We start from the raw sequence: 25717 nt of genomic DNA on the forward strand, positions 1-25717 counted from the left end.
CAAAGCTTATGGCTTTGACCCCTTTTTCTATCAATCTAGCTTTTGTTATAGCAGTACAAGATACAGCATAAACAGCGCACACAGTGCATAAATGACTGGATGAACTTGTTTACCTTTGCCTGCAACGACCATAGAGAACGCGTAGCTAATAAAGCCCATTGCCATACCGTTCGCTGGCGAGAAGCTCAGTACCGTAAACATAATGGTAAAGAATGCTGCAATGCGAGACTCTTTTTGCTCCCAACTAATCTGACCTAGTCGACCGATCATATAGATACCCACAACAACCATTGCCGGTGCAACCATCGCTGCCGAGAAAATAGAGAAGATTGGGTAGAAGAAGAGTGATAGGAAAAACAGACCTGCTACCGTCACTGCAGCAAGACCAGTGCGAGCACCCTGTGCAGATGCAATACCTGACTCTGAGAACGCAGTAATAGAGGTTGTACCTAGAACAGAGCCGATCACTGTACCACCAGCATCTGCCACAAGCGCTGAGCGAGCATTTGGTACCTTGCCATCTTTATCGATGATACCGGCATCACGACCCACACCCACAATCGTACTTAACCCATCAAAGAAGTCGACGATCAGGAAGATAATCACAATAAACAGCAGATCAAATAGCTTCTCAGCCGTCAAACCAGAGAAGTTAAAGATCGCACCAAAGCTACCTGCGATGCTTGGTGGAGCCGTAACAATCGCTTCTGGAATTGGCGCGTTTGATGTTCCCATAAAGGCATCAGCAACCACCGTAAGCAAAATCGCCGAAACAAATGAGATAAAGGTCGCCAGTTTAATATCGCGAATCATACAGCCGAGTGCTATGAAGATACTGATGTAGGCAATGATCACCTGAGGGTTAGAAATATCCCCCATACTCACCAAAATAATCGGGTTTGAGACAATAATGCCCGCATTTTTCAAGCCAAGAAATGCGATAAACAAACCCAGTGAAACCGTAATTGCTAGCTTAAGGTCTTCAGGAATCGACTCAATCATCGCCTTACGGATCTTGGTCATCGACAGAATCAAGTAGATCACACCAGACAAGAAAATACCAAACAGCGCTTCATGCCAAACCAGTGCGACTGAACCACTCAGCAACATGCCTTTAAAAAAGCCATTCATGCTCATACCTGGTGCTAGCATCACCGGGTAGTTACCAAACAGACCCATGATTAACGTAGCTAAACCTGCAGCCAAAGCTGTAGCGGTAAAAATAGCACCACGATCCATTCCTGGAATATCCCCCAAAATGGCTGGGTTTACCGCCAGAATGTAGCTCATAGCAAGGAAGGTAATAAAACCTGCGTAGATTTCAGTACCAATGGTTGTCTTACGTTCAGACAGTTTGAATCTAGCTTCTAAAAAAGAAGGCGTGGTGGGCTTTGCAGCAGCTTCAAGACTCACGAGTAAACCTATAATGATCAAAGTGTAGGTAAATCGCGCTGTAAGATGCGGCTGCATTCAGGCTTGAGTTGTAGTCACCGAGATAGGCTCAGTGGTAGAAACGTCAGATCCCATTCATCCAACATATACAACGCGACAGAAATTAGGCGCGAATTTTAGCGATATAGAGCAAAAATTCAACGAATTTCGCGCAAAAACTACAAGAATGAAAAAACTTTAAAAACAAACCTTTGAAAAACAAGCAAACGTTTGCCGACATAGGTAAAGCAACACACATCCACCGGATAGAACAAAGATCACCATGAGGATCTTTTCTTGAGGTTTGACAAGGGTTTGTGCTACCCTTCGCGTCCATTTTTTAGCCTACTACTGCAATGGTTTAACCAGTAGATATGCTATCTTTAACGCTGTGACCCTAGGTCACGATACACCTTGACTTAACCAGAGTGAGAAGACTTCCATGGCAAAAGGTACTCTATATATTGTTTCGGCACCAAGTGGCGCAGGCAAATCGAGCCTAATTTCAGCAATGCTGGAAACCAATCCTACCTATGCAATGAAAGTATCGGTATCTCATACTACTCGTGGTATGCGTCCTGGTGAGCAAGATGGCGTCCACTACCACTTCGTACAAAAAGAGAGCTTCGAAGAGCTTATCGAGCAAGGCGCGTTTCTTGAGTACGCAGAAGTATTCGGCAATTACTACGGCACTTCACGTCCGTGGATTGAAGATAACCTAGATAAAGGTATTGATGTCTTTCTAGACATCGACTGGCAGGGCGCACGCCAAATCCGTGAGCAAATGCCTCTAGCAAAAAGTATCTTCATCCTGCCACCGTCCAATGGTGAGCTTGAGCGTCGCCTAAATGCGCGCGGTCAAGACAGTGAAGCGGTCATTGCAAAACGTATGGCTGAAGCGAAATCAGAAATCTCACACTACAATGAGTATGACTATGTCATTGTTAATGATGATTTTGATACTGCACTGATGGACTTTAAAGCCATCATTCGTGCAGAACGTTTGAAGCATGACAAGCAAGCAGCAAAATATAAAGGTATGTTAGACGCTCTATTATCTGAGTAAGTCTATATTTCCTCTAGCAAGATCCTTATGATGCTTGTATAATTTCTCGTCACACTAAATTTTAGTTAACTATTTTGGAGTTCTCATGGCACGCGTAACTGTTCAAGACGCTGTTGAAAAAGTTGGTAACCGTTTCGACTTAGTTCTTATTGCGGCTCGCCGCGCTCGTCAAATGCAAACTGGTGGTAAAGATGCACTAGTGCCAGAAGAGAATGATAAGACAACGGTTATCGCTCTACGCGAAATCGAAGAAGGTCTTATCACGAAAGAAGTTCTAGATGCACGTGAGCGTCAAGAACAACAAGAACAAGAAGCAGCTGAACTAGCAGCAGTAAGCAGCATTGCTCACAGCCGCTAATTCGACTCACTGAACCCTCTTATTCAGTAAGCACAACTAGTCGGGCCCATAATTTGTATCTATTCGATAGCCTCAAAGACGTTGCCCAAGAATACCTAACAGAGCCTCAAATTGAGGCTCTGCGTCAATCTTATGTGGTAGCGCGCGACGCCCATGAAGGGCAAACCCGCTCTAGCGGCGAACCATACATCATCCACCCTGTTGCTGTAGCTCGAATCTTGGCAGAAATGCGCCTTGATATCGAAACCCTACAAGCAGCACTTCTTCATGATGTTATTGAAGACTGTGATGTCACCAAGGAAGAACTTGAGGCACAATTTGGCAATGCCGTTGCTGAATTGGTCGATGGTGTTTCTAAGCTCGACAAGCTAAAATTCCGCGACAGAAAAGAAGCACAAGCAGAAAACTTTCGTAAGATGGTTTTGGCTATGGTGCAAGATATTCGCGTTATCCTCATCAAGCTGGCCGACCGCACGCACAATATGCGCACGCTTGGGGCACTTCGCCCTGACAAAAAACGCCGTATTGCACGTGAAACGCTTGAGATCTACTCTCCACTGGCACACCGCCTAGGTATCCACAATATTAAAACTGAGCTTGAAGAGCTTGGCTTTGAAGCGCTGTACCCAAATCGGTACCGTGTCCTCAAAGAAGTGGTGAAAACCGCTCGTGGTAACCGTAAAGAGATGATCCAGCGTATCCATAACGAAATTGAAGGTCGACTTGAAGAGTTTGGCGTTTCTGCTCGTGTTTTTGGTCGTGAAAAGAATCTGTTCTCCATCTACAACAAGATGAAAACCAAAGAGCAGCGCTTTCACACCATCATGGATATCTACGCTTTCCGTGTTGTAGTCGACAGTGCAGATGACTGCTATCGCGTTTTAGGTCAAGTCCATAGCTTGTACAAGCCTCGTCCTAGTCGCATGAAAGACTACATTGCGGTACCGAAAGCGAACGGCTATCAATCTCTACATACCTCAATGGTTGGCCCTCATGGTGTACCTGTTGAAGTACAAATTCGTACTGAAGACATGGATCAGATGGCGGATAAAGGTGTCGCAGCACATTGGTCATATAAAGACAAAGCAGAACGCTCTGGTACAACGGCACAAGTCAAAGCTCAGCGCTGGATGCAAAGCCTGCTTGAGCTGCAGCAAAGCGCCGGTAACTCGTTTGAGTTCATTGAAAACGTTAAATCTGATCTGTTTCCAGACGAGATTTATGTCTTCACACCAAAAGGCCGCATCGTTGAGCTACCACTAGGGGCTACTGCCGTAGACTTTGCTTACGCTGTACACACTGATGTCGGTAATTCATGTGTTGGTGCTCGTGTTGATCGCCACCCTTACCCGCTTAGCAAAGCACTAAAGAATGGTCAAACTGTTGAGATCATCAGTGCTCCGGGTGCGCGCCCGAATGCTGCGTGGCTAAACTACGTGGTGACTTCCCGCGCTCGTACCAAAATACGTCAAGTTCTCAAGACCATGCGCCGTGAAGAGTCAGTTACTCTTGGCCGTCGCCTACTCAATCATGCTCTCGGTCGACACTCTATCGATTCTATCTACCCTGATAATATCCAAGAAGTGCTCACTGATTTACGTCTAGACAACGTAGATGACTTGCTTGCAGCCATTGGTTTGGGTGAACTGATGAGTATCGTCATTGCTCGTCGCCTGTTGGGCGATACAGATGAACTGACAACCACCAGCTCTATCCCATCGGATTCCAACAAGAAACTACCGATTCGTGGTGCTGAGGGTATACTGCTGACGTTTGCAAACTGCTGTCACCCGATTCCAGATGATCACATCATTGCGCATGTTTCACCGGGCCGTGGCCTGGTTGTACACCGAGAAACATGTCCAAATGTACGTGGCTACCAAAAAGAGCCTGACAAGTATATGGCTGTCGATTGGTCAGAAGAGTACGACCAAGAGTTTATCTCTGAGCTGCAAGTCGATATGCAAAACCGTCAAGGTGCTCTGGCTGAGCTGACTAACGTCATTTCTAAAACGGGTTCAAATATCCACGGCCTCTCAACAGAAGAGCGCGATGGTCGTTTGTATACCGTTACCGTGCTTCTGACCACGAAAGACCGTGTGCATCTAGCCGGCATCATGAAACGAATTCGTGTTATGCCAGATGCTCTTAGAGTTCGTCGTCGAAAACACTAACCTATTAAGAGCAGCTCATTCATCGAGCTGCTCTTTTCTTATCTACCCCGTTACACTACCTCAAGAACTATGAACCTAGAACGCTACAACAAAATTCAGCAAGTATTTAAGTCTCGTCAAACCGACATCACGGTATGCCTCGAGGAAGTACATAAACCCAACAATGTTTCCGCTGTAATTCGAACTGCTGATGCTACCGGGTTACACAAAATTCATGCGGTATGGCCAGATCCAAAGATGCGTACATTGAGCCACACTTCAGCGGGCGCGAGAAACTGGGTAGAAGTTGATACACATGAGAGCACCGCGGAAGCTATCCAGTGCCTTAAAGATCAGGGAATGCAAGTTCTGGTAACAAACCTGTCTGATACCGCGGTTGATTTTCGTGAAATCGACTACACCAAACCGACGGCAATTATCCTAGGCGGTGAAAAATTCGGAGCGTCAGAAGAAGCGAAAAAGCTGGCCGATCAAGACATCATCATCCCTATGATTGGCATGGTGCAATCACTGAATGTCTCAGTTGCTAGCGCTGTTATCCTTTATGAAGCGCAAAGACAACGCCAAGCTGCCGGTATGTACGACAAAGAACATAGCTCTGTACCTGCCGAAGATATCCACCGCACTCTATTTGAACGTGGTCACCCAGTATTGGCGAAAGTGGCTAAACGTAAAGGGCTCGCCTATCCACCACTCGATGAAGAAGGTCAGATTGTTGCTGACGAAGCGTGGTGGAAAGAGATGCAAAAAGGTAAGTAATTACTTACTTTACATCCAACCGCGTTCAGCAAAAGAGACCACTTCACCATCTCCTACCACGAAGTGGTCAAGGATGCGAATATCCACCAGCGATAAAGCATCGACTAAACGTCGGGTGATACGCCTATCCGCCTGACTAGGTTCAGCAACCCCCGAAGGATGGTTATGAGCCAAAATAAGAGCCGCAGCGTTGTGGTGAAGTGAACGCTTCACCACCTCTCTAGGATAGACACTGGCTGCGTCTATAGTCCCTTCAAACAAAACCTCATCAGAGATCACCCGATGCTGATTATCCAAAAACAGTACAAAAAAAGCTTCTCGACATCGATCTCGAAGCAAACTTGATAGATAGAGCTTTGTTTGGGTTGGGCTGCTCAATGCCTCTCCTCTCTCTAGCGTCTCAGCAAGGTAACGCTGCGTCATTTCCAATACCGCTTGAAGCTGCACATATTTGGCCTGGCCAAGTCCTTTATGTGAACAAAATTCGGCTTCATCAGCCGCAAATAGCGCTCTCAGTGAACCAAAGTCTTTCAACAACACATCAGCTAGAGTCAGTACATTCATACCTTGCGTTCCCGTCCTGAGAAAAATCGCCAACAACTCTGCATCAGTCAAAGCACCCGGGCCGTGGGACAATAACTTCTCTCTCGGCATCGACTCTTTGGGTAACTGCTTCAAAATACATTCTCTCATTCGTGCAAAGCCTTTAAGTTACTCACAGCGATAACAACTAGCAGGGGGAATGGAGCAAAGATGAGGATAAAAACACGCAACGATGTAAAATCACTGTCTTGCGAGTAAGTGCTTACTTGATATCGATCTCTTTACGAACTGTTGACTGAAACTAGGCACTTTGCTGACAAAAATGCTATCTTAGCGCGCAGAAAAACAAAGGAATTACTCAATATGTCGACTTTAGCTGGTAAAAAAATCCTGCTTGGTATTAGTGGTGGTATCGCGGCTTATAAATGTGCAGAGCTCACTCGACGACTCAGTGAGCGTGGTGCACAAGTACGCGTAGTGATGACCAACGCTGCCAAAGAATTCATTACACCATTGACCATGCAAGCCGTCTCTGGACATCCCGTTTCTGAAAGCCTGTTCGACCCAGCAGCAGAAGCTTCTATGGGGCATATTGAATTAGCAAAATGGGCAGACCTTGTTCTATTAGCACCCGCGACCGCCGATTTAATTGCGCGTATGGCTGCTGGTATGGGTAATGACCTGCTGACTACCTTAGTGCTCGCCACAGACGCGCCTGTTGCACTTGCGCCGGCTATGAATCAACAAATGTATGGCAATGTAGCGACACAAGAAAACCTAGCCACTCTGACACGCAGAGGCTTCAATATTTGGGGGCCAACTGCCGGTGAACAAGCTTGTGGCGATGTGGGTCCAGGACGAATGCTTGAACCCATGCAGTTAGTTGAGCACAGCAAGGCCTTCTTCGCCCCAAAGTCACTAAGCGGTAAGACAGTAACAATCACGGCTGGGCCAACTCGAGAAGCGATTGACCCAGTGCGCTACATCTCCAACCATAGCTCAGGAAAAATGGGCTTTGCGTTAGCTGATGCGGCAAAAGCATTAGGTGCAGAAGTAAACCTGATCGCGGGCCCTGTCTCACTAAATACACCTAATGGTGTCAATCGCATTAATGTTGAAAGTGCACAGCAAATGTTTGATGCATCTGCTCAGCAAGCAATCAGCTCAGACATATTTATTGGTTGCGCTGCCGTTGCTGACTACCGCCCAGAAACCATTGCTGGCAATAAGCTTAAGAAAGTGGACGGTCAGGACGATATGAATATTAAGATGGTGAAAAACCCTGACATCATTGCTCATGTTGCCAGCATCAGTCATAACCGACCATTTACAGTAGGCTTTGCCGCAGAGACACAAGACGTTGAAGCGTACGCAAAGAGTAAGCTGAAGCGCAAAAACCTCGATATGATATGTGCTAATGATGTCTCTATAGTCGGACAAGGGTTTAACAGTGATAACAACGCCATCACTGCATTCTGGCCTGATGGTAAGCAATCACTATCACTAGCAACTAAACAAGATATAGCACGACAGATCCTAACTCTGATCGCTGAAAAACTATAACCCTCATCAAGCAGTAAAAAGGAACGTTTGCATGGCTGGGACCAAAAAAAGCAATCGCAAAGAAGAAATACTCCAAGCACTAGCAGAGATGCTAGAGTCAACAGAGGGTGCCTCTCGTATTACAACCGCCAAATTGGCGAAACAAGTGGGTGTATCAGAAGCAGCTCTGTACCGCCACTTCCCAAGCAAAGCACGCATGTTTGAAGGGCTAATCGAATTTATTGAGGAGTCGTTAATGTCACGCATTAACCGAATCCTCGATGAAGAGAAAGACACGTTAAATCGAATACGCATGGTAATGCAGCTTATTCTTGCGTTTGCTGAACGTAACCCCGGTTTGACTCGCATTCTTTCAGGTCATGCTCTAATGTTTGAAAACGAACGCCTAAGAGAACGTATCAACCAGCTATTTGAACGTATTGAGACCTCTCTGCGCCAGATTCTCCGCGAGAGAAAGCTGCGCGAAGGTAAATCCTTCCCTGTCGATGAAAAGATCCTAGCTGCACAATTGCTAGGGCAAGTTGAAGGTAGTCTGAATCGCTTCGTTCGCTCTGATTTTAAATATTTGCCAACGGCTAACTTTGAAGAATACTGGTCCTTACTCAGTGCACAGATAAAGTAATACTATGGATAAAAGCAAATACGCAGCACCCAAATTCTCTCTATCACTACTACACCCCAAAAATTGGGGAGTTTGGCTAGGTTTTGGTTCATTAGCGATCATGGTTAATATTCTGCCTTATTCCTTGCTACTTAATCTTGGTAAGCGCTTAGGCCGTATTGGTATGCGCTATGGCAAGAAACGGGTTGCCGTAGCAAAGCGTAATCTCGATCTTGCATTCCCTGAGATGGATGAGCAGCAACGTGAGCAACTAGTCGTAGAGAACTTTGAGAACACAGGTTTAGCCCTAATCGAAACGGGTATCACTTGGTTCTGGCCGACTTGGCGCTTCAAGCGCTTACTTGTTGAAAAAGACATGTCGGCTGTAAGGGAGCATGCAGAGGCAGGAAAAGGGGTCTTACTATGCTGCGTCCATGCACTCAACCTTGAGATCACCGCACGAGCCTTTGCAGTATTAGGTGTGCCTGGCTACGGCGCTTTTCGTCCGCATAACAACCCTGCCTACAATTTTATTCAATACTGGGGAAGAACACACAACGGCAACAAGCTCATCGACCGTAAAGATGTGAAGTTCATGATTAAAATTCTGCGCCAAGGTGAAAGGTTGTTCTACCTACCGGACCACGACTACGGACGCAATAAATCCGAGTTCGTGCCGTTTTTTGCTGTAGAAGACGCCTGTACGACGACAGGAACAAGTATTCTGGCTTACACCAGTCATTGCGCAATTGTCCCAGGTTCGGGCTTTAGAAACGAGCACGGTAAGTATGAGATTATGGCCGATCAATCCATTGAGTCAGGCTACCCGCAAAAAGACATGAAAGCTGCCGCAGCCTACATGAACAAATATGTAGAGATGATCATCATGCGCGCGCCGGCGCAATGGATGTGGCTACATAAGCGCTTTAAAACCATGGCAGATGAAAAAGCCGAGAAAGGCAGTCGTTATCACTAAAAAGCAATAGAAATTAAAAAGGTATCCAAATGGATACCTTTTTTACATCAAATAAAGTGGCGAAATTAGATTCCGTACTCAGCGCGGTAGGCTTTAACCGCTTCTAGGTGCTCTGTGTTACCGCCCTTTTCTTCAAGGAAAGTAATTAGATCAGTCAGGCTTACAATAGAAATGACCGCACAACCAAAGTCACGCTCCACTTCTTGAATTGCCGATAGCTCACCTTTACCTTTCTCTTGACGGTCAATCGCAACCAATACACCAGCCAGGTCTGCACCATTCGCTTTGATGATCTCCATTGACTCACGAATCGCAGTGCCTGCAGTGATCACATCATCAACCAGCATAATACGACCTTCTAACGGGCTACCTACTAAGTTGCCACCTTCACCATGGTCTTTTGCTTCTTTACGGTTGAAACAGTATGGAGTGTCCGTATCGTGATGGTCAGCTAGGGCAACCGCTGTTGTTGTTGCAATTGGAATACCTTTGTATGCAGGGCCAAACAACACGTCATAATCGATACCTGAATCAGCCAGTGCCGCCGCGTAAAAACGACCTAGACGAGCAAGGTCACGACCAGTGTTAAACAAGCCAGCGTTAAAAAAGTATGGGCTTTTACGACCTGATTTCAGTGTAAACTCGCCAAACTTCAAAACTTCTTTCTCTAGTGCAAATTCAATAAACTCACGCTGGTATGCTTTCATTGGTGTCTCTCTATATAAAAGTGTTAGTGGGAGGAAAACTAACAGGTTTACTCAAACACTATGTCATCGCCTAAGCCATAACACAGACAAAAAAATAGCCCCCACAATGGGAGCTATAAAAACTAATCTGCCAGTGCAGCTTTCTGCACAGCAACAATTTCTGTAATGCCTTTCTTAGCTGAAGCTAACAAATCAAGAAGTTCTTCATGACTGAACGGTTCACCTTCGGCAGTACCTTGAATCTCAATCATCTTACCTTCTTCCGTCATAACGACGTTCATATCTGTGTCTGCTGCTGAGTCTTCAACGTACTCAAGATCACAAAGTACGTCTTCACCAAGGATACCAACAGACACTGCTGCAACGTGCCCCTTCATCGGGTTAGCTTTCAATTTGCCTTTATTCACTAGGTACTGAAACGCATCAGCCATCGCGACACTTGCACCAGAAATAGAAGCAGTACGCGTACCGCCATCAGCTTGAATCACATCACAATCAACAGTAATCATGATCTCACCCATCGCCCCTAGATCAACAACAGCGCGTAGACTGCGAGCAATCAGGCGTTGGATCTCCATCGTACGGCCACCTTGCTTACCGCTAGCCGCTTCACGACGAGTACGAGAATGAGTCGCACGTGGCAACATCCCATATTCAGCTGTCACCCAACCTTTGCCCTGGCCTTTTAACCAGCGAGGAACATTTTCCTCTACTGTCGCATTACAAAGAACCTTCGTGTTACCAAATTCAACTAACACAGAGCCTTCGGCATACGCCGTGTAGTTACGAGTAATCTTAATAGGACGAACTTGGTCTTTAGCACGATCGTTTGGACGCATAGACAATAACCTTATCAAGTGAGGTATGGGATTTGATTGGGGCAAGATTATAGCGGAAACAAGGATATTTCGCTAACAGATTAAAGAATATGCATCAGGAAACCGAGAAGCAACAAATCGAGTGTTAGGATGTGCTACTATTGCGCTGTAAATTTTCAAAATATTAGACAGGAAAATTCAATGATTTTTAGTATGACAGCCTACGCGCGTAAAGAAGTTAAAGGCGACTGGGGCACTGCAATTTGGGAAATTCGTAGTGTTAACCAACGCTACCTAGAGACCTATTTCCGCATGCCAGAACAATTCCGTGCACTTGAGCCTGTGCTACGTGAGCGCTTTCGTAAGCGTCTTGCTCGAGGTAAAGTTGAATGTGCTCTGCGTTTTGAAGCAAACCCTGCCGCAAAAGGTGAGCTAACCATCAACGAAAGTCTAGCAAAGCAAGTCGTCGATGCTGCAAACCAAATAATGACGATTACAGGTGAAAGCAGTCGTCTTAATCCTTTCCAAGTAATGCAGTGGCCTGGTGTTATGGAAACACCTGAGCAAGACATGGATGCAATTAATACGACATTGCTGAAAGCATTTGATGAAGCGCTAAGTGAGTTCATTGAAGCTCGAGGTCGTGAAGGTGAAAACATGAAAGCACTGATCGATCAACGCTTAGAAGCCATTACCTCGGAAGTCACCAAAGTTCGCGCTCGTATGCCAGAGATCCTTGAATGGCAACGTGAGCGTTTACTGGGTAAATTTGAAGACGCTAAAGTCGATTTAGATCCAACACGTGTAGAGCAAGAACTCATCTTACTAGCACAGAAATCTGATGTCGCTGAGGAATTAGACCGTCTTGATTCACACGTGAAAGAGGCGACAAACATCCTGAAGAAAGGTGGAGCTGTGGGTCGCCGTCTTGACTTTATGATGCAAGAGTTCAACCGTGAATCAAATACACTGGCGTCAAAGTCAATCAGTACTGATATCACCGCTTCTGGCGTTGAGCTTAAAGTTCTCATCGAACAAATGCGCGAACAGATCCAGAATATTGAATAAGTTGTCTACTTACTAATAGAAAGCCCCGAACTCTAGTCGGGGCTTTTTTATATCTAGTTGTCTACCGACATACCAACGGCACTTAAACGGTCTTTAAAATCATCCAAATTTTCGCCCTTGTATGTAGGATTGCCATTAAAGTAGCGAGGTTTCTCAGGCAGCATAGCATTCTTCAACTCTTTCTCCTGATCAGGGCTATCATGATAGACAGTTACACGATGTGGTATCTCTTGTTTAATCGTTGCCATCTTATTGTTCTCCTTTCAATCATGCTTAGGTAAGTACTTCAGTATGTAATCGGAAGAATTAAAAATAGCATCAAATACAAAATCAGAACCGTTCATGCTCACATTTTGTACACCAACCCAGAATTAGTACTTGTTTATTATCGAGTTTGAGATCAAGAGCAAGCTAGAAAGAGGGACAAAGACTCACCAAATATAGGTAAAAGACTAGTAGAGTGAAAATGTTCAAACGTAAAAAAGCCCTGCTATTTCTAGCAGGGCTTTCTAATAAGTGGCGGAGTGGACGGGACTCGAACCCGCGACCCCCGGCGTGACAGGCCGGTATTCTAACCAACTGAACTACCACTCCGCAGTGGTCTATTTAAAGTCTTATCTAAAACGTGCTTTAAACAGATAATGTTCAAAGCCTGGCGATGTCCTACTCTCACATGGGGAAGCCCCACACTACCATCGGCGCTATTGCGTTTCACTTCTGAGTTCGGCATGGAAATCAGGTGGGTCCACAATGCTATGGTCGCCAAGCAAATTCTGTTTTTCGTCTTCACTTTTTCTAAAAAAGTAAAAACAAAAAGTCTGGAAAGCTATATAAAAGTCATCAATACACATTCAAAGTTCTTAGCTTTGAGTCCATCAAAACCCCTTGGGTGTTGTATGGTTAAGCCTCACGGGCAATTAGTACAGGTTAGCTCAACGCCTCACAACGCTTACACACCCTGCCTATCAACGTTCTAGTCTCGAACAACCCTTTAGGACACTTAAAGTGCCAGGGAAGACTCATCTCAGGGCTCGCTTCCCGCTTAGATGCTTTCAGCGGTTATCGATTCCGAACTTAGCTACCGGGCAATGCCATTGGCATGACAACCCGAACACCAGAGGTTCGTCCACTCCGGTCCTCTCGTACTAGGAGCAGCCCCCTTCAATCTTCCAACGCCCACGGCAGATAGGGACCGAACTGTCTCACGACGTTCTAAACCCAGCTCGCGTACCACTTTAAATGGCGAACAGCCATACCCTTGGGACCGACTTCAGCCCCAGGATGTGATGAGCCGACATCGAGGTGCCAAACACCGCCGTCGATATGAACTCTTGGGCGGTATCAGCCTGTTATCCCCGGAGTACCTTTTATCCGTTGAGCGATGGCCCTTCCATACAGAACCACCGGATCACTATGACCTGCTTTCGCACCTGCTCGAATTGTCATTCTCGCAGTCAAGCGGGCTTATGCCATTGCACTAACCTCACGATGTCCAACCGTGATTAGCCCACCTTCGTGCTCCTCCGTTACTCTTTGGGAGGAGACCGCCCCAGTCAAACTACCCACCAGGCACTGTCCTCACCCCAGATAATGGGGCTAAGTTAGAACATCAAACATACAAGGGTGGTATTTCAAGGTCGGCTCCACTAATACTGGCGTACTAGTTTCAAAGCCTCCCACCTATCCTACACATGTAGGCTCAATGTTCAGTGCCAAGCTGTAGTAAAGGTTCACGGGGTCTTTCCGTCTAGCCGCGGGTACACTGCATCTTCACAGCGATTTCAATTTCACTGAGTCTCGGGTGGAGACAGCGTGGCCATCATTACGCCATTCGTGCAGGTCGGAACTTACCCGACAAGGAATTTCGCTACCTTAGGACCGTTATAGTTACGGCCGCCGTTTACCGGGGCTTCGATCAAGAGCTTCGACCTAAGTCTAACCCCATCAATTAACCTTCCGGCACCGGGCAGGCGTCACACCGTATACGTCATCTTACGATTTTGCACAGTGCTGTGTTTTTAATAAACAGTTGCAGCCACCTGGTATCTGCGACTCCCCATAGCTCCATCCGCAAGGGACTTCACCGCGAGGAGCGTACCTTCTCCCGAAGTTACGGTACCATTTTGCCTAGTTCCTTCACCCGAGTTCTCTCAAGCGCCTTGGTATTCTCTACCCGACCACCTGTGTCGGTTTGGGGTACGATTCCTTACAATCTGAAGCTTAGAGGCTTTTCCTGGAAGCATGGCATCAATGACTTCACTACCGTAGTAGCTCGACATCGTGTCTCAGCCTTAAAAAGAGCCGGATTTACCTAACTCTTAAGCCTACGCACTTGAACCTGGACAACCATCGCCAGGCCCACCTAGCCTTCTCCGTCCCCCCATCGCAATTGTAAGAAGTACGGGAATATTAACCCGTTTCCCATCGACTACGCCTTTCGGCCTCGCCTTAGGGGTCGACTTACCCTGCCCCGATTAACGTTGGACAGGAACCCTTGGTCTTCCGGCGAGGAGGTTTTTCACCCCCTTTATCGTTACTCATGTCAGCATTCGCACTTCTGATACCTCCAGCAGACCTTACAGTCCACCTTCAGCGGCTTACAGAACGCTCCCCTACCCAATGACTAAAAGTCATTGCCGCAGCTTCGGTGTATAGCTTAGCCCCGTTACATCTTCCGCGCAGGCCGACTCGACTAGTGAGCTATTACGCTTTCTTTAAATGATGGCTGCTTCTAAGCCAACATCCTAGCTGTCTAAGCCTTCCCACATCGTTTCCCACTTAGCTATACTTTGGGACCTTAGCTGGCGGTCTGGGTTGTTTCCCTCTCCACGACGGACGTTAGCACCCGCCGTGTGTCTCCCGGATAGTACTCACTGGTATTCGGAGTTTGCAAAGGGTTGGTAAGTCGGGATGACCCCCTAGCCTTAACAGTGCTCTACCCCCAGTGGTATTCGTCCGAGGCTCTACCTAAATAGATTTCGGGGAGAACCAGCTATCTCCAGGTTTGATTGGCCTTTCACCCCTAGCCACAAGTCATCCGCTAATTTTTCAACATTAGTCGGTTCGGTCCTCCAGTTGATGTTACTCAACCTTCAACCTGCCCATGGCTAGATCACCTGGTTTCGGGTCTATATCCAGCAACTCGACGCCCAGTTAAGACTCGATTTCTCTACGGCTCCCCTAGATGGTTAACCTTGCTACTGAATATAAGTCGCTGACCCATTATACAAAAGGTACGCAGTCACACCACGAAGGTGCTCCTACTGCTTGTACGTACACGGTTTCAGGTTCTATTTCACTCCCCTCACAGGGGTTCTTTTCGCCTTTCCCTCACGGTACTGGTTCACTATCGGTCAGTCAGTAGTATTTAGCCTTGGAGGATGGTCCCCCCATATTCAGACAGGATATCACGTGTCCCGCCCTACTCGATTTCACTGATGATGAGATGTCGACTACGGGGCTATCACCCTTTACTGCCACGCTTTCCAGCGTGTTCGTCTGTCTCACTAAAAGCTTAAGGGCTAGTCCAATTTCGCTCGCCGCTACTTTCGGAATCTCGGTTGATTTCTTTTCCTCGGGGTACTTAGATGTTTCAGTTCCCCCGGTTCGCCTCACTAACCTATGTATTCAGTTAGTGATAACACCTTATGGTGCTGGGTTTCCCCATTCAGGAATCTCAGACTCACAGGTTTTTACTACCTAATCTGAGCTTATCGCAAGTTAATACGCCTTTCATCGCCTCTGACTGCCAAGGCATCCACCGTGTACGCTTAGTCACTTAACCATACAACCCGAAGGAGTTTCGAGTTGTCGTTTAAACAACCAAAGTTGTCTGCAATTTTTATACATGATGCAGACTCGATTTTGCCGGACTCAAATATTAAGTATCTTTCGATACTTTCCAAGAACACTTGAATGTGTGTTGGTACCTAAAACCGTAGTTTTAGGATTTGAGAACTTTTAATTTGAATAACAACGCATCTCATAGAGATGGGGATTGTTGTTATTCGTCAGCTTTCCAAATTTTTAAAGAGCAAATTACTTCTCGTGAAGTAACCATTTTTAAGAGCACTTAAGGCTTTCTATTTCAAAAGAAATGCGCTTAAAGATGGTGGAGCTAAGCAGGATCGAACTGCTGACCTCCTGCGTGCAAGGCAGGCGCTCTCCCAGCTGAGCTATAGCCCCATCAGTGTGATGTCATTGCCAATTTCTTGGGAAGGAAATTGGTGGGTCTGAGTGGACTTGAACCACCGACCTCTCGCTTATCAGGCGAACGCTCTAACCACCTGAGCTACAGACCCGACATCGTCTCTTCAATTCTATAAACCATCAATCTGTGTGAACACTCATCGCAATAATCATCGTATAAGGAGGTGATCCAGCCCCAGGTTCCCCTAGGGCTACCTTGTTACGACTTCACCCCAGTCATGAACCACAAAGTGGTGAGCGTCCTCCCGAAGGTTAAACTACCCACTTCTTTTGCAGCCCACTCCCATGGTGTGACGGGCGGTGTGTACAAGGCCCGGGAACGTATTCACCGTAGCATTCTGATCTACGATTACTAGCGATTCCGACTTCATGGAGTCGAGTTGCAGACTCCAATCCGGACTACGACGCACTTTTTGGGATTCGCTCACTATCGCTAGCTTGCTGCCCTCTGTATGCGCCATTGTAGCACGTGTGTAGCCCTACTCGTAAGGGCCATGATGACTTGACGTCGTCCCCACCTTCCTCCGGTTTATCACCGGCAGTCTCCCTGGAGTTCCCGACATTACTCGCTGGCAAACAAGGATAAGGGTTGCGCTCGTTGCGGGACTTAACCCAACATTTCACAACACGAGCTGACGACAGCCATGCAGCACCTGTCTCAGAGTTCCCGAAGGCACCAAAGCATCTCTGCTAAGTTCTCTGGATGTCAAGAGTAGGTAAGGTTCTTCGCGTTGCATCGAATTAAACCACATGCTCCACCGCTTGTGCGGGCCCCCGTCAATTCATTTGAGTTTTAATCTTGCGACCGTACTCCCCAGGCGGTCTACTTAACGCGTTAGCTCCGAAAGCCACGGCTCAAGGCCACAACCTCCAAGTAGACATCGTTTACGGCGTGGACTACCAGGGTATCTAATCCTGTTTGCTCCCCACGCTTTCGCATCTGAGTGTCAGTATCTGTCCAGGGGGCCGCCTTCGCCACTGGTATTCCTTCAGATCTCTACGCATTTCACCGCTACACCTGAAATTCTACCCCCCTCTACAGTACTCTAGCTGACCAGTTTCAAATGCTGTTCCGAGGTTGAGCCCCGGGCTTTCACATCTGACTTAATCACCCACCTGCATGCGCTTTACGCCCAGTAATTCCGATTAACGCTCGCACCCTCCGTATTACCGCGGCTGCTGGCACGGAGTTAGCCGGTGCTTCTTCTGTCGCTAACGTCAAATAATGCAGCTATTAACTACACTACCTTCCTCACGACTGAAAGTGCTTTACAACCCGAAGGCCTTCTTCACACACGCGGCATGGCTGCATCAGGCTTGCGCCCATTGTGCAATATTCCCCACTGCTGCCTCCCGTAGGAGTCTGGACCGTGTCTCAGTTCCAGTGTGGCTGATCATCCTCTCAGACCAGCTAGGGATCGTCGCCTTGGTGAGCCTTTACCTCACCAACTAGCTAATCCCACCTGGGCTAATCTTGACGCGAGAGGCCCGAAGGTCCCCCTCTTTGGCCCGAAGGCATTATGCGGTATTAGCTATCGTTTCCAATAGTTATCCCCCACATCAAGGCATATTCCCAGGCATTACTCACCCGTCCGCCGCTCGACGCCCTTAACGTTCCCCGAAGGTTCAGTTAAGTCGTTTCCGCTCGACTTGCATGTGTTAGGCCTGCCGCCAGCGTTCAATCTGAGCCATGATCAAACTCTTCAATTTAAGATTTTGATGTCCATAAGGACTGACTCAATGAATACTGACTTCAAAACTCATTCTCACTCGAAAGTAAGAAGTAATTTTAAAGCTATTATCGTTCCAACAGAACGATAATGAATTGACTGTGCTGATACCGAAGTATCAATTGGTCACTCAGTTCATTGATAGTCATTGATTCCGAAGAATCAGTTTTTTGATTTTACTTTTTATAAAAAAGTGAAAACCAAAAGTGGATTATCATCAACGAGTGCCCACACAGATTGATAGGTTTATATTTTTAAAGAGCTTTCCAACTTCCGTTGCGCTTAGCGCCTCGTCGTTGGGGATGCGTATAATACGCTTTCCGTTTAGTGAGTCAAGAAGTTTTTAAACTTTCTTTTCTCACCTCCTTCACGCTGTGTGACTTTCGTCTCACTCCGTGTCGGTGAGGCGGCATTATAGGGAGACTTGAGATGATGACAACCCTTTTTTCGAAGTTTTTTTGTTTTTTCTCTTCAAGTGCTCAGTTCTTCACCAAAAGCGCATTTTTTGAATAAAATTTCAACATTTGAGTTAAGTCACATCAATTGATTGGAAAATGGAGCTATGAAAACGTAATATCGAAATGTTTAATTTCTGTTTTAATTGTTTGTTTTATTAACGAAGTAAATCAATTATGAATTCAAATAAGTTCTATTATTCGCTGATCGCTATCGCTATTGTCGGTGGAATCGCTTTTAGCATGATTCCAATCACGCCTAGCCTTGCCTTTCTAATTGGTGTTTTTGTTACTGCGCTGCTTGTTAACTTTGCTGGTCCTTCTACAAGTGCAGTCAACGAAAGCGATGATGATGACATTAATACCACGACTCTTTACGTGGGCAACTTACCGTATAAAGCTAACGAAGGTCACGTTCGAGATCTCTTTGCTGAGTATGGCAATGTAGTTAATGTACGCTTAATGAAAGATAAGCGTACGAGGAAACGCCGAGGGTTTGGTTTTGTTGTTGTTGACTCTGCTAGTGCAGATTCAATGATAGAGGAACTAAACGAGTACGTTTATATGGAAAGGACGTTGAAAGTACGTATTGCCAACGAGCCTAAATCTCAAGTGGAGAGCTCTGAATAGCATTGAACCCCCACTTAGCTAACGTTTTCTCTAGTGCACCTTGCTCATAAGGAACTGCACTAGAGAATATCTCTCTTTTACCTTGTACACCTTCCGCTGGCATGCCAAGAATCTCTTTTACTCGCCTTGCTATTGCTTCACCTGAATCCACCAGCCTAATTTGATCACCTAGTACTCGCTGTATCTCTTCTTTCAGTAAAGGGAAATGAGTACAGCCAAGTACAGCAACATCAACCTTGCTTTTGATCGGTAATAACAGTTGCTCTAACTCAATGAGATCGACAGCCTGTGAGCGAAGCTTGCTCTCTGCCATTTCAACTAAACGTGTTGAACCTAAAAGCTCAACGGGTTTGTTCTGGGCAAAGTCTCTAATCAAGTCATGGGTATAAGCTCTTGTCACCGTAGCAGGGGTGGCAATCAAACCAATCGCTTTATGGGCCACAGTTGATGCAGGCTTGATTGCCGGAACAACACCAACAACCGGAATACTTAAGCTTTCTCTTAATGCAGGTAAGACAATTGTGCTTGCTGTATTACAAGCTATCACGACAACATCAATTTTATGCTTGTGTGTAAACTGCTCTATCAATGCGGTTGCTCGTTTGACTAACACATCATGAGCAAGCTCACCGTATGGGTACGCCTCATTGTCGAATAAGTAATAGTAGTTAATCTGCGGGAGCAACGTTTGGATTTCATCAAAGACGGACAGACCACCGACACCAGAGTCGAATATCAGAACTGAAGGGATTGTTTGGTCTGCCACGATGAATTACCTACTTTATGAAACATCGCGATAATAGCGACTGCTAAAAATTAAGCAATATACTTGTATCTCTGATATTGGAACCGACCGTCATTTTCCTGGTGAGACAATTGGATTTGAAGAGGGCGTTTGAAAGCAGGGCTATTCGTTACGAGTGTGTGAAACTCTCCGTCTTCGCCACAAGGGTCTACACCATTAGGAAGAGTGGCAATTAACTGTTTGTTATACGCGAGCCCACAATACTCTGCTGTCAATTGAGTTGTATCTACTGTCGTGATGGTTGTCTCGATACCACTTTGGATGATTTCATTCGCTAGTTTGATGGTACATGCTCCAAGTAGTGGCAATACGCACTCCCAACCCTGTGGTTCTATATAGCTTTTTCGGTACTCGGCAATGCCATTACAATACATATCTCCAAAAGCTACAGCGTCTATTGCGAGGCCACTCTCTTTGAGCGCGGTCACTATCGTCGTTTGATATACCTCATTTGAGGGAAATGTTTCATTCAATGGTATAAGGACTAACGGTAAACCAATGGCGCTTGCCTGTGCTTTAACGACATCTATTGGTGTAGCTTGAAACGGGACAGCATCTTCTACATAGGTCGTGAATAGACCTACTACATTGTAGTGTTGATCAGCTAAGAGTCTCTGGAGCGTCAGTGTTGAATCCTTCCCTGATGACCAGCTTATGATTACGTTTTTCATTGTTATCTCATGAAAAAACCGCCCAAGGGCGGTTTAAATTAACTTAAAAATCGATCTTTGCAGAGACAAAATATGCTCGCTCTGGAGCCTTGTACCCCTTAGCCAACTCATATTCTTCATTAAACAAGTTATCTACTCGAGCTCGTAAGACCATATTCTGAGCAATCCAATATCCCACAGAGACATCCCACAAACTAGTCGATGGGATATAGTCATCACTTGAAGGGGTCTCCGATGGTAAATCCAGACGCTCACCCGTATACGTGTAAGTAGAGCTCACTTCAAAATCCCCTAGGCTTGCAAATGCAATCCACTTGTAATTTTCTTTTGCTCTACGGGCTAACTGGACATCATTGTCATCTTTATGATCTTTGTATTCTGCCACTACGGTGTGATTAACTGGCCCAGTATCGAAGTTAACGTCAAATTCAATCCCTTTAATCCGTGCGTCTACATTATCCGAGTACCAGTTGTTCGCTGAATCTCTGTACCAGATAATTAGATTGTCTACTTGGTTATCGTAGATTGAAACATTCCAACTCGCCAAGCTGTAATGACCACTTACTCCCACCTCAATATTCTCTGACTCTTCCGGTTTGAGATCGGGTGTGGTAGTTAAATCAGAGTAGGTTGGTGCTTTAAAAGCCGTACCATAGCTTGCTCTAACTCTATGCGACTCATCAATTTGATAACCACCAGCAATAGACCAAGTCGTATAATCATCATATTCATCATGTTCATCGAATCGAGCATTAGCTTCCAATGTTAGTCTGTTGAAAGTCGCCAATGATGTAGCATAGATGCCTTTTGTATCTCTGCTTTCCCCTGCGAGAACATGAGGGCTCCCATAGTTTTTTGCTCCATCTTTGAGCTTTTCTCTTCGACCATCTACTCCAGCACCCAATGCTAGCTCATCATTCAACTGGTAGAGATTTGCCCATTGAATTTGGGTGAGCTCGATTTCAGCTTTAGTACTCGCATTATCGTAGCCCTCTGATTGTGAATAGTCTGTTTTCTCAGTTTGCTGATAGTTTATTGTAAACTTAGATAGGTAATCGTCTTTGTTGTAATCCAACTGCCCCGTAAAACTCTGGTTTTCAGAATATCCATGCATAAGGCCCCATGAATCATAGTCAGTCAAACTTTCCATCCAAAGCGCGGAAACGTAACCCTTCCAGTTTGGACCAAACTCATGCTCATACCCAACGAGCATATTTTTATTCTCATAGCCGTAGTCAATATTCGTTGCTGGTACCTTGATATCGTAGCCCTTCGTCGACTCATATCCAGCACCGACTTGAAAGTGCCCATCGTCACTCACATCAGCTTTTGCAGCTATATTAGCTTTCTTGCTACTGTTACTCCCAACTCCAACTTCAACACTCTTAGCCTCATCGCCTCGCTGAGAGCGAGTTATAATATTGATGACCCCACCAATAGCATCTGATCCGTAGATCGCAGCACCAGGACCTCGCATCACCTCGAGTCTTTCAACTAAACCTACTGGTACGTGATTAATTGCCACTCCCCCCGCGGAGGAGTTGATACGGACACCATCAATCAATATCAATACGTGATCACTATTGGTCCCCCTAAGGAAAATAGAGGCATTTTGTCCACGACCTCCATTCTGCGCAATTTCAACCCCTGGCAATCTGCGCAACACTTCTGTGATTGAATTTGCTTGATATGCTTCAATCTCGTCACGAGTGACTACAGAGATGGGCGCCAGCGTTGTGGCTTGTGATTGCTCAAAACGGTTGGCCGTCACTACCATCGTTTCATCAACGGTAACTTCTTGAGCATGTATAGAATGGGCGTGAGAAAGCAGCGATGCCACTGCCACCGCTAAAATAGACTTGTTCATTATTGTTTCCTAAATCGCGAAAATCCTACTAAGCAATGTTTGCTTAGCCGCTGGCAGGTATTCGGACTCAAGAGCTAAAGCCTACTGCCCCGACTTCCCGTTTTTATCCTAAAAACAGTGTCTATTGGGGGGTCGTTCTCTTATACCGCTGCGCGTCAGTTCTGGACTCTCACCAGATTCCCTTTTCAGGCTTTTATAAATAGAAGCCACCAGCTTGCAGGCATGGTATTGCGCAACTAATAGAATGTCTAGATAAGATAGGAATAATCTATATCTGTCATGAGCTAAACTACCTATGGTAGCCAGAGTAGGATTATTTTACTGATAGGCTGGACATCATAGTGGGATTGAATAAAATCTGCGCTCTCTTTGAAAAATGCACCGATAAGGTAATGCTATGGCTTCTCTTGATGTAAACCCACAAACCTACCAGCAGCAATTGGCTGACAAAGTCACACGTCTCACTGATATGTTCACTGACTTTGGAACTCCAGAGCTGGAAGTGTTTGAATCACCAGAGCAGCATTACCGCATGCGTGCAGAGTTCCGCGTATGGCATGACGGCGATGATATTTATTACATCATGTTTAACCAAGAGACGCGTGAAAAGTACCGTGTTGATCAATTCCCGACGGCAAGTCGTCTAATCAATGATTTGATGCCTCTCTTAATGGAAGCCATGAAAGGGAATGACACATTACGTCGTAAGCTATTCCAAGTGGATTTCCTGTCTACGCTAAGCGGCGAGATCCTAGTTTCTTTGCTCTACCATCGCCAACTTGATGAAGCTTGGATTGAAGAAGCGAAAGCTCTAAAGCAACGTTTGAATGACGAAGGCTTCAACTTGAACCTGATTGGCCGTGCTCGCAAAATGAAGATTGTATTGGACCGAGACTACGTAATTGAAAAGCTCAACGTTAATGGTGACACCTACATCTACCAACAAGTAGAAAATAGCTTCACGCAGCCAAACGGTAAAGTTGCTGAGAAGATGTTGGAGTGGGCAGTAGATTGTACTCAACACAGTCAAGGTGACCTGCTAGAGCTGTACTGTGGTAATGGCAACTTCTCTCTTGCACTTGCTCAAAACTTCGAGCGAGTATTGGCGACTGAATTAGCTAAGCCTTCTGTTGAGTCTGCGCAATACAATATCGCAGCGAATAACATCGAAAATGTGCGAATTATCCGAATGTCTGCCGAAGAGTTTACTGAGGCAATGGAAGGTAAACGAGAGTTCCGCCGCTTGAAAGATGCTGGCGTTGATCTTAAGAGTTATAACTGCAACACAATCTTCGTTGATCCACCGCGTGCGGGTATGGATGACGATACTTGTCGCATGGTTCAGGGCTATGAGCGCATCCTGTATATCTCTTGTAACCCAGAAACCCTTAAACAGAACCTAGAGATTCTTGGTGAAACGCACAAAATCACTCGTTTCGCTTTATTCGACCAGTTCCCATACACCCACCACATGGAAGCGGGTGTGATGCTAGAGCGCATAAAATAAAGGATTAACCACCATTTCACAATTGAGTTAACGACTCTGGGTACGGCTTGGGGTACGGGAGGGGGCACAGACCAGTGACAACTTTCTATTCCCCCTACTATTACTGATTCTCAAGCATACCAACAGACCGTTCTCTTATACTCCTTCTTTTTCCAACTCTTATATGAGCTATATCTCTTCATATGTAATCTAAGCCACTTGCTCTTACGCGTGTGTATAGATATGCCTGTAGTAATTCGTGTCACAAGGAGAGGCCGCATTAATAGCCAAAACCGAAAGTTCAAACTGTTCAAACCTACAGCCCTCGGTAGACCTGCAGAGCTAATTGCTAAGCCGGGAATCAAGAGTCTAAATAGGTACACTCCTGTAGGAAAAAAATACCCCACGCCAGAAGGTAAACTTACGGTTGTTGGTGATAATGGTTTAACAAGTAGTAAAAAGAAATTGGGGCTTGTCTGCGATCGTTGCCACCAAGATCCAGACTTATTTCAGGACCTTTTCTATTGCACCAAGTCTAACCTTGACAACAACAAGGTGCCATGCGCGTGTTGTGGCCAGTTTAACTGGACCGAAGCTCAATACATTTTATTGATAAAAAGAGAAATTGAACTGCGTGGACCAGATTGTCATTATCAATTTCGAGCGTTTGATGGTGGAACCATCAATTCAGATATCATGGTATCGTTTATTAATCGCAATAACGGAGAGATTGTTAAATGCAACGACGGTAGTGTTTGGTGGTGCTTGATTGACAATTTTTTGGGGGGCCAGTGGGATCCTGTGACTGCAAAAATCAGGACTTCAGAAAAAACACGTATTGACGATGAGACACTGACACAAAAATTCATTGAAAACGGCGCCCTGTTACCCGGAGGTAGGGTTAAGCGTATCTTGGAAAAAGAGATTGAGGGCCAAGATGCCTATTTCTTTGTCGAAGTCACATGCCCTACCTGTGAATGTGATGAATTTGTTCAGGCCAACGTTGGACCAGCAATATTCCGGTCTCGGTTGAGTAATATGAGTGAGGGGAAAAAGCCTTGCAGGTGTTCAAACGACTACAATTACTCGCAAAAAGAACGGGAGTATATGGTCAAAAAACGTTTGAAAAAGCTAGAAGGAGAATGGTGTGGCTGGGAGGCTTATACTGGAAACGCCAATAGTAGCACTTTTAATTGGATATGCAGAAAGAAGCACACCTGCAATACTAACCTTAGCGCATTCTTGAATATGGCAGTGAGCTGCTCCAAGTGCAGTGAGCTTCAACAGGCCAGTCGTGGGTTCGGCTATGGGTATATCCCCGGCAGAGAGCTAGAGCCCGATAATGTCTATCTAAAATTGTACCGACAAAAGAAAACTAATGTTCTCTTCGTTAAAGTGGGAAGGGCGTTTGATGAGGAATTTCGCGAAAAGTGCTATGCCAGGGACTTTTGTGCTGAGTTAATCGACACACTATGGTCTGCGCAAGCTCTTCACCGGGACTGCTACGATATTGAGCAGGCTATCATTAATAAATTTGAAAACTTCCGTCCTACTCTGCCGAACATCAAAAAAAGTAGAGAAACGTTTATCAGCACCATCAGTGGTGAACTTGTCCGCTATGCTATCAAACAGACTGAAAAGTTGAATCGAAAATAAAACAATAGCTATTCGATGGTCCAACTACTCTCCCGGCTTGCAGTTTTTTGCAGAAAAACAATATTCACTGCAAGCTTAAGTAGTACGGTTAATTTATTTTCAGTAAAGACGGGATACAGGGTAGTCTCCACACACAAGCTTTAC

Annotated in this window: 19 protein-coding genes, 3 tRNA genes, 3 rRNA genes and 2 riboswitches; of the genes, 11 read left to right on the forward strand and 14 right to left on the reverse strand. The window is 45.7% G+C overall.

Features of this window, described 5'->3' with window-relative positions:
• Positions 1–45 precede the first annotated feature (45 nt).
• The gene (locus tag QWZ05_RS11840; protein WP_264874290.1) at positions 46–1413 is read right to left on the reverse strand and encodes an NCS2 family permease; all 1368 of its coding nucleotides are present in this window, start codon (positions 1411–1413) and stop codon (positions 46–48) included.
• Between the two features lie 51 nt (positions 1414–1464).
• Positions 1465–1564: riboswitch (purine riboswitch) on the reverse strand.
• A 309-nt stretch (positions 1565–1873) separates the two neighbouring features.
• On the opposite strand from QWZ05_RS11840, the gene gmk reads away from it, so the two are divergent.
• The 4 genes from gmk to trmH all read left to right on the forward strand — a co-directional run bounded on the left by gmk (position 1874) and on the right by trmH (position 5788).
• Positions 1874–2497: a guanylate kinase gene (gene gmk / locus QWZ05_RS11845; protein ID WP_264874291.1), complete on the forward strand. Its 624-nt coding sequence runs from the start codon at positions 1874–1876 to the stop codon at positions 2495–2497.
• Between the two features lie 85 nt (positions 2498–2582).
• Positions 2583–2855, forward strand: a complete 273-nt coding sequence (gene rpoZ / locus QWZ05_RS11850) for a DNA-directed RNA polymerase subunit omega (protein WP_164647124.1) — start codon at positions 2583–2585, stop codon at positions 2853–2855.
• A 53-nt stretch (positions 2856–2908) separates the two neighbouring features.
• Entirely contained in the window at positions 2909–5029 is a 2121-nt protein-coding gene (spoT, locus tag QWZ05_RS11855; protein ID WP_264874292.1) for a bifunctional GTP diphosphokinase/guanosine-3',5'-bis pyrophosphate 3'-pyrophosphohydrolase, read from the forward strand.
• A 69-nt stretch (positions 5030–5098) separates the two neighbouring features.
• Entirely contained in the window at positions 5099–5788 is a 690-nt protein-coding gene (trmH, locus tag QWZ05_RS11860) for a tRNA (guanosine(18)-2'-O)-methyltransferase TrmH (protein ID WP_264874293.1), read from the forward strand.
• Between the two features lie 9 nt (positions 5789–5797).
• Here trmH and radC read toward each other — a convergent pair whose 3' ends face one another.
• The gene (radC, locus tag QWZ05_RS11865; RefSeq protein ID WP_264874294.1) at positions 5798–6481 is read right to left on the reverse strand and encodes a RadC family protein; all 684 of its coding nucleotides are present in this window, start codon (positions 6479–6481) and stop codon (positions 5798–5800) included.
• Positions 6482–6694: 213 nt separating this feature from the next.
• On the opposite strand from radC, the gene coaBC reads away from it, so the two are divergent.
• The 3 genes from coaBC to lpxL are packed head-to-tail and all read left to right on the forward strand — an operon-like array spanning position 6695 to position 9471.
• On the forward strand, positions 6695–7894 hold the full coding sequence (coaBC, locus tag QWZ05_RS11870; RefSeq protein WP_290298561.1) for a bifunctional phosphopantothenoylcysteine decarboxylase/phosphopantothenate--cysteine ligase CoaBC: 1200 nt from the start codon (positions 6695–6697) through the stop codon (positions 7892–7894).
• Between the two features lie 31 nt (positions 7895–7925).
• Complete coding sequence (slmA, locus tag QWZ05_RS11875; RefSeq protein WP_264874296.1) at positions 7926–8516, forward strand: nucleoid occlusion factor SlmA; 591 nt, start codon at positions 7926–7928, stop codon at positions 8514–8516.
• A 4-nt stretch (positions 8517–8520) separates the two neighbouring features.
• Positions 8521–9471, forward strand: a complete 951-nt coding sequence (gene lpxL, locus QWZ05_RS11880; protein WP_290298563.1) for an LpxL/LpxP family Kdo(2)-lipid IV(A) lauroyl/palmitoleoyl acyltransferase — start codon at positions 8521–8523, stop codon at positions 9469–9471.
• A 65-nt stretch (positions 9472–9536) separates the two neighbouring features.
• On the opposite strand, the gene pyrE is transcribed toward lpxL, so the two are convergent.
• Together pyrE and rph are read right to left on the reverse strand one after the other, a co-directional pair.
• Positions 9537–10178: an orotate phosphoribosyltransferase gene (pyrE, locus tag QWZ05_RS11885; protein ID WP_264874298.1), complete on the reverse strand. Its 642-nt coding sequence runs from the start codon at positions 10176–10178 to the stop codon at positions 9537–9539.
• A gap of 122 nt (positions 10179–10300) precedes the next feature.
• Positions 10301–11017 carry a ribonuclease PH gene (gene rph / locus QWZ05_RS11890; RefSeq protein WP_290298565.1) on the reverse strand — a complete coding sequence of 239 codons (717 nt, stop codon included), beginning with the start codon at positions 11015–11017 and terminating at the stop codon, positions 10301–10303.
• 180 nt (positions 11018–11197) lie between these two features.
• Here rph and QWZ05_RS11895 point away from each other — a divergent pair, with 180 nt between their 5' ends.
• Entirely contained in the window at positions 11198–12064 is an 867-nt protein-coding gene (locus tag QWZ05_RS11895; RefSeq protein ID WP_264874300.1) for a YicC/YloC family endoribonuclease, read from the forward strand.
• Positions 12065–12117: 53 nt separating this feature from the next.
• Here QWZ05_RS11895 and QWZ05_RS11900 read toward each other — a convergent pair whose 3' ends face one another.
• The 7 genes from QWZ05_RS11900 to QWZ05_RS11930 all read right to left on the reverse strand — a co-directional run bounded on the left by QWZ05_RS11900 (position 12118) and on the right by QWZ05_RS11930 (position 17983).
• Complete coding sequence (locus QWZ05_RS11900; protein WP_264874301.1) at positions 12118–12312, reverse strand: hypothetical protein; 195 nt, start codon at positions 12310–12312, stop codon at positions 12118–12120.
• 269 nt (positions 12313–12581) lie between these two features.
• A tRNA-Asp gene (locus QWZ05_RS11905) sits at positions 12582–12658 on the reverse strand.
• Between the two features lie 56 nt (positions 12659–12714).
• Positions 12715–12831: ribosomal RNA gene (gene rrf / locus QWZ05_RS11910) — 5S ribosomal RNA — on the reverse strand.
• A 129-nt stretch (positions 12832–12960) separates the two neighbouring features.
• Positions 12961–15848, reverse strand: a 23S ribosomal RNA gene (locus QWZ05_RS11915).
• Between the two features lie 325 nt (positions 15849–16173).
• Positions 16174–16249, reverse strand: a tRNA-Ala gene (locus tag QWZ05_RS11920).
• 39 nt (positions 16250–16288) lie between these two features.
• Positions 16289–16365, reverse strand: a tRNA-Ile gene (locus QWZ05_RS11925).
• Positions 16366–16430: 65 nt separating this feature from the next.
• A 16S ribosomal RNA gene (locus QWZ05_RS11930) occupies positions 16431–17983 on the reverse strand.
• The 16S, 23S and 5S rRNA genes sit together here with 3 tRNA genes alongside, the layout of an rRNA operon.
• Before the next feature lie 652 nt (positions 17984–18635).
• Here QWZ05_RS11930 and QWZ05_RS11935 point away from each other — a divergent pair.
• Positions 18636–19088 carry an RNA recognition motif domain-containing protein gene (locus QWZ05_RS11935; RefSeq protein WP_264878278.1) on the forward strand — a complete coding sequence of 151 codons (453 nt, stop codon included), beginning with the start codon at positions 18636–18638 and terminating at the stop codon, positions 19086–19088.
• On the opposite strand, the gene murI is transcribed toward QWZ05_RS11935, so the two are convergent.
• The 3 genes from murI to QWZ05_RS11950 are packed head-to-tail and all read right to left on the reverse strand — an operon-like array spanning position 19060 to position 22431.
• Entirely contained in the window at positions 19060–19854 is a 795-nt protein-coding gene (gene murI / locus QWZ05_RS11940) for a glutamate racemase (RefSeq protein WP_264878277.1), read from the reverse strand. The two genes, QWZ05_RS11935 and murI, sit on opposite strands and share 29 nt — an antisense overlap.
• 50 nt (positions 19855–19904) lie before the next feature.
• Entirely contained in the window at positions 19905–20564 is a 660-nt protein-coding gene (locus QWZ05_RS11945; protein WP_290298572.1) for a Dph6-related ATP pyrophosphatase, read from the reverse strand.
• A 43-nt stretch (positions 20565–20607) separates the two neighbouring features.
• On the reverse strand, positions 20608–22431 hold the full coding sequence (locus QWZ05_RS11950; RefSeq protein WP_290298574.1) for a TonB-dependent receptor domain-containing protein: 1824 nt from the start codon (positions 22429–22431) through the stop codon (positions 20608–20610).
• A 35-nt stretch (positions 22432–22466) separates the two neighbouring features.
• Positions 22467–22660, reverse strand: a riboswitch (cobalamin riboswitch).
• A gap of 168 nt (positions 22661–22828) precedes the next feature.
• Between QWZ05_RS11950 and trmA the strand changes: the two genes are divergently transcribed.
• Complete coding sequence (gene trmA, locus QWZ05_RS11955; protein WP_290298576.1) at positions 22829–23938, forward strand: tRNA (uridine(54)-C5)-methyltransferase TrmA; 1110 nt, start codon at positions 22829–22831, stop codon at positions 23936–23938.
• A gap of 222 nt (positions 23939–24160) precedes the next feature.
• A complete protein-coding gene (locus QWZ05_RS11960) occupies positions 24161–25573 on the forward strand; it encodes a hypothetical protein (protein ID WP_290298578.1) in 1413 nt (470 codons plus the stop codon).
• Positions 25574–25717 lie beyond the last annotated feature (144 nt).

Origin of the sequence: Vibrio agarivorans (assembly GCF_030409635.1) — a bacterium.
In the GTDB taxonomy this organism is placed as follows: Bacteria; Pseudomonadota; Gammaproteobacteria; order Enterobacterales; family Vibrionaceae; genus Vibrio; species Vibrio agarivorans.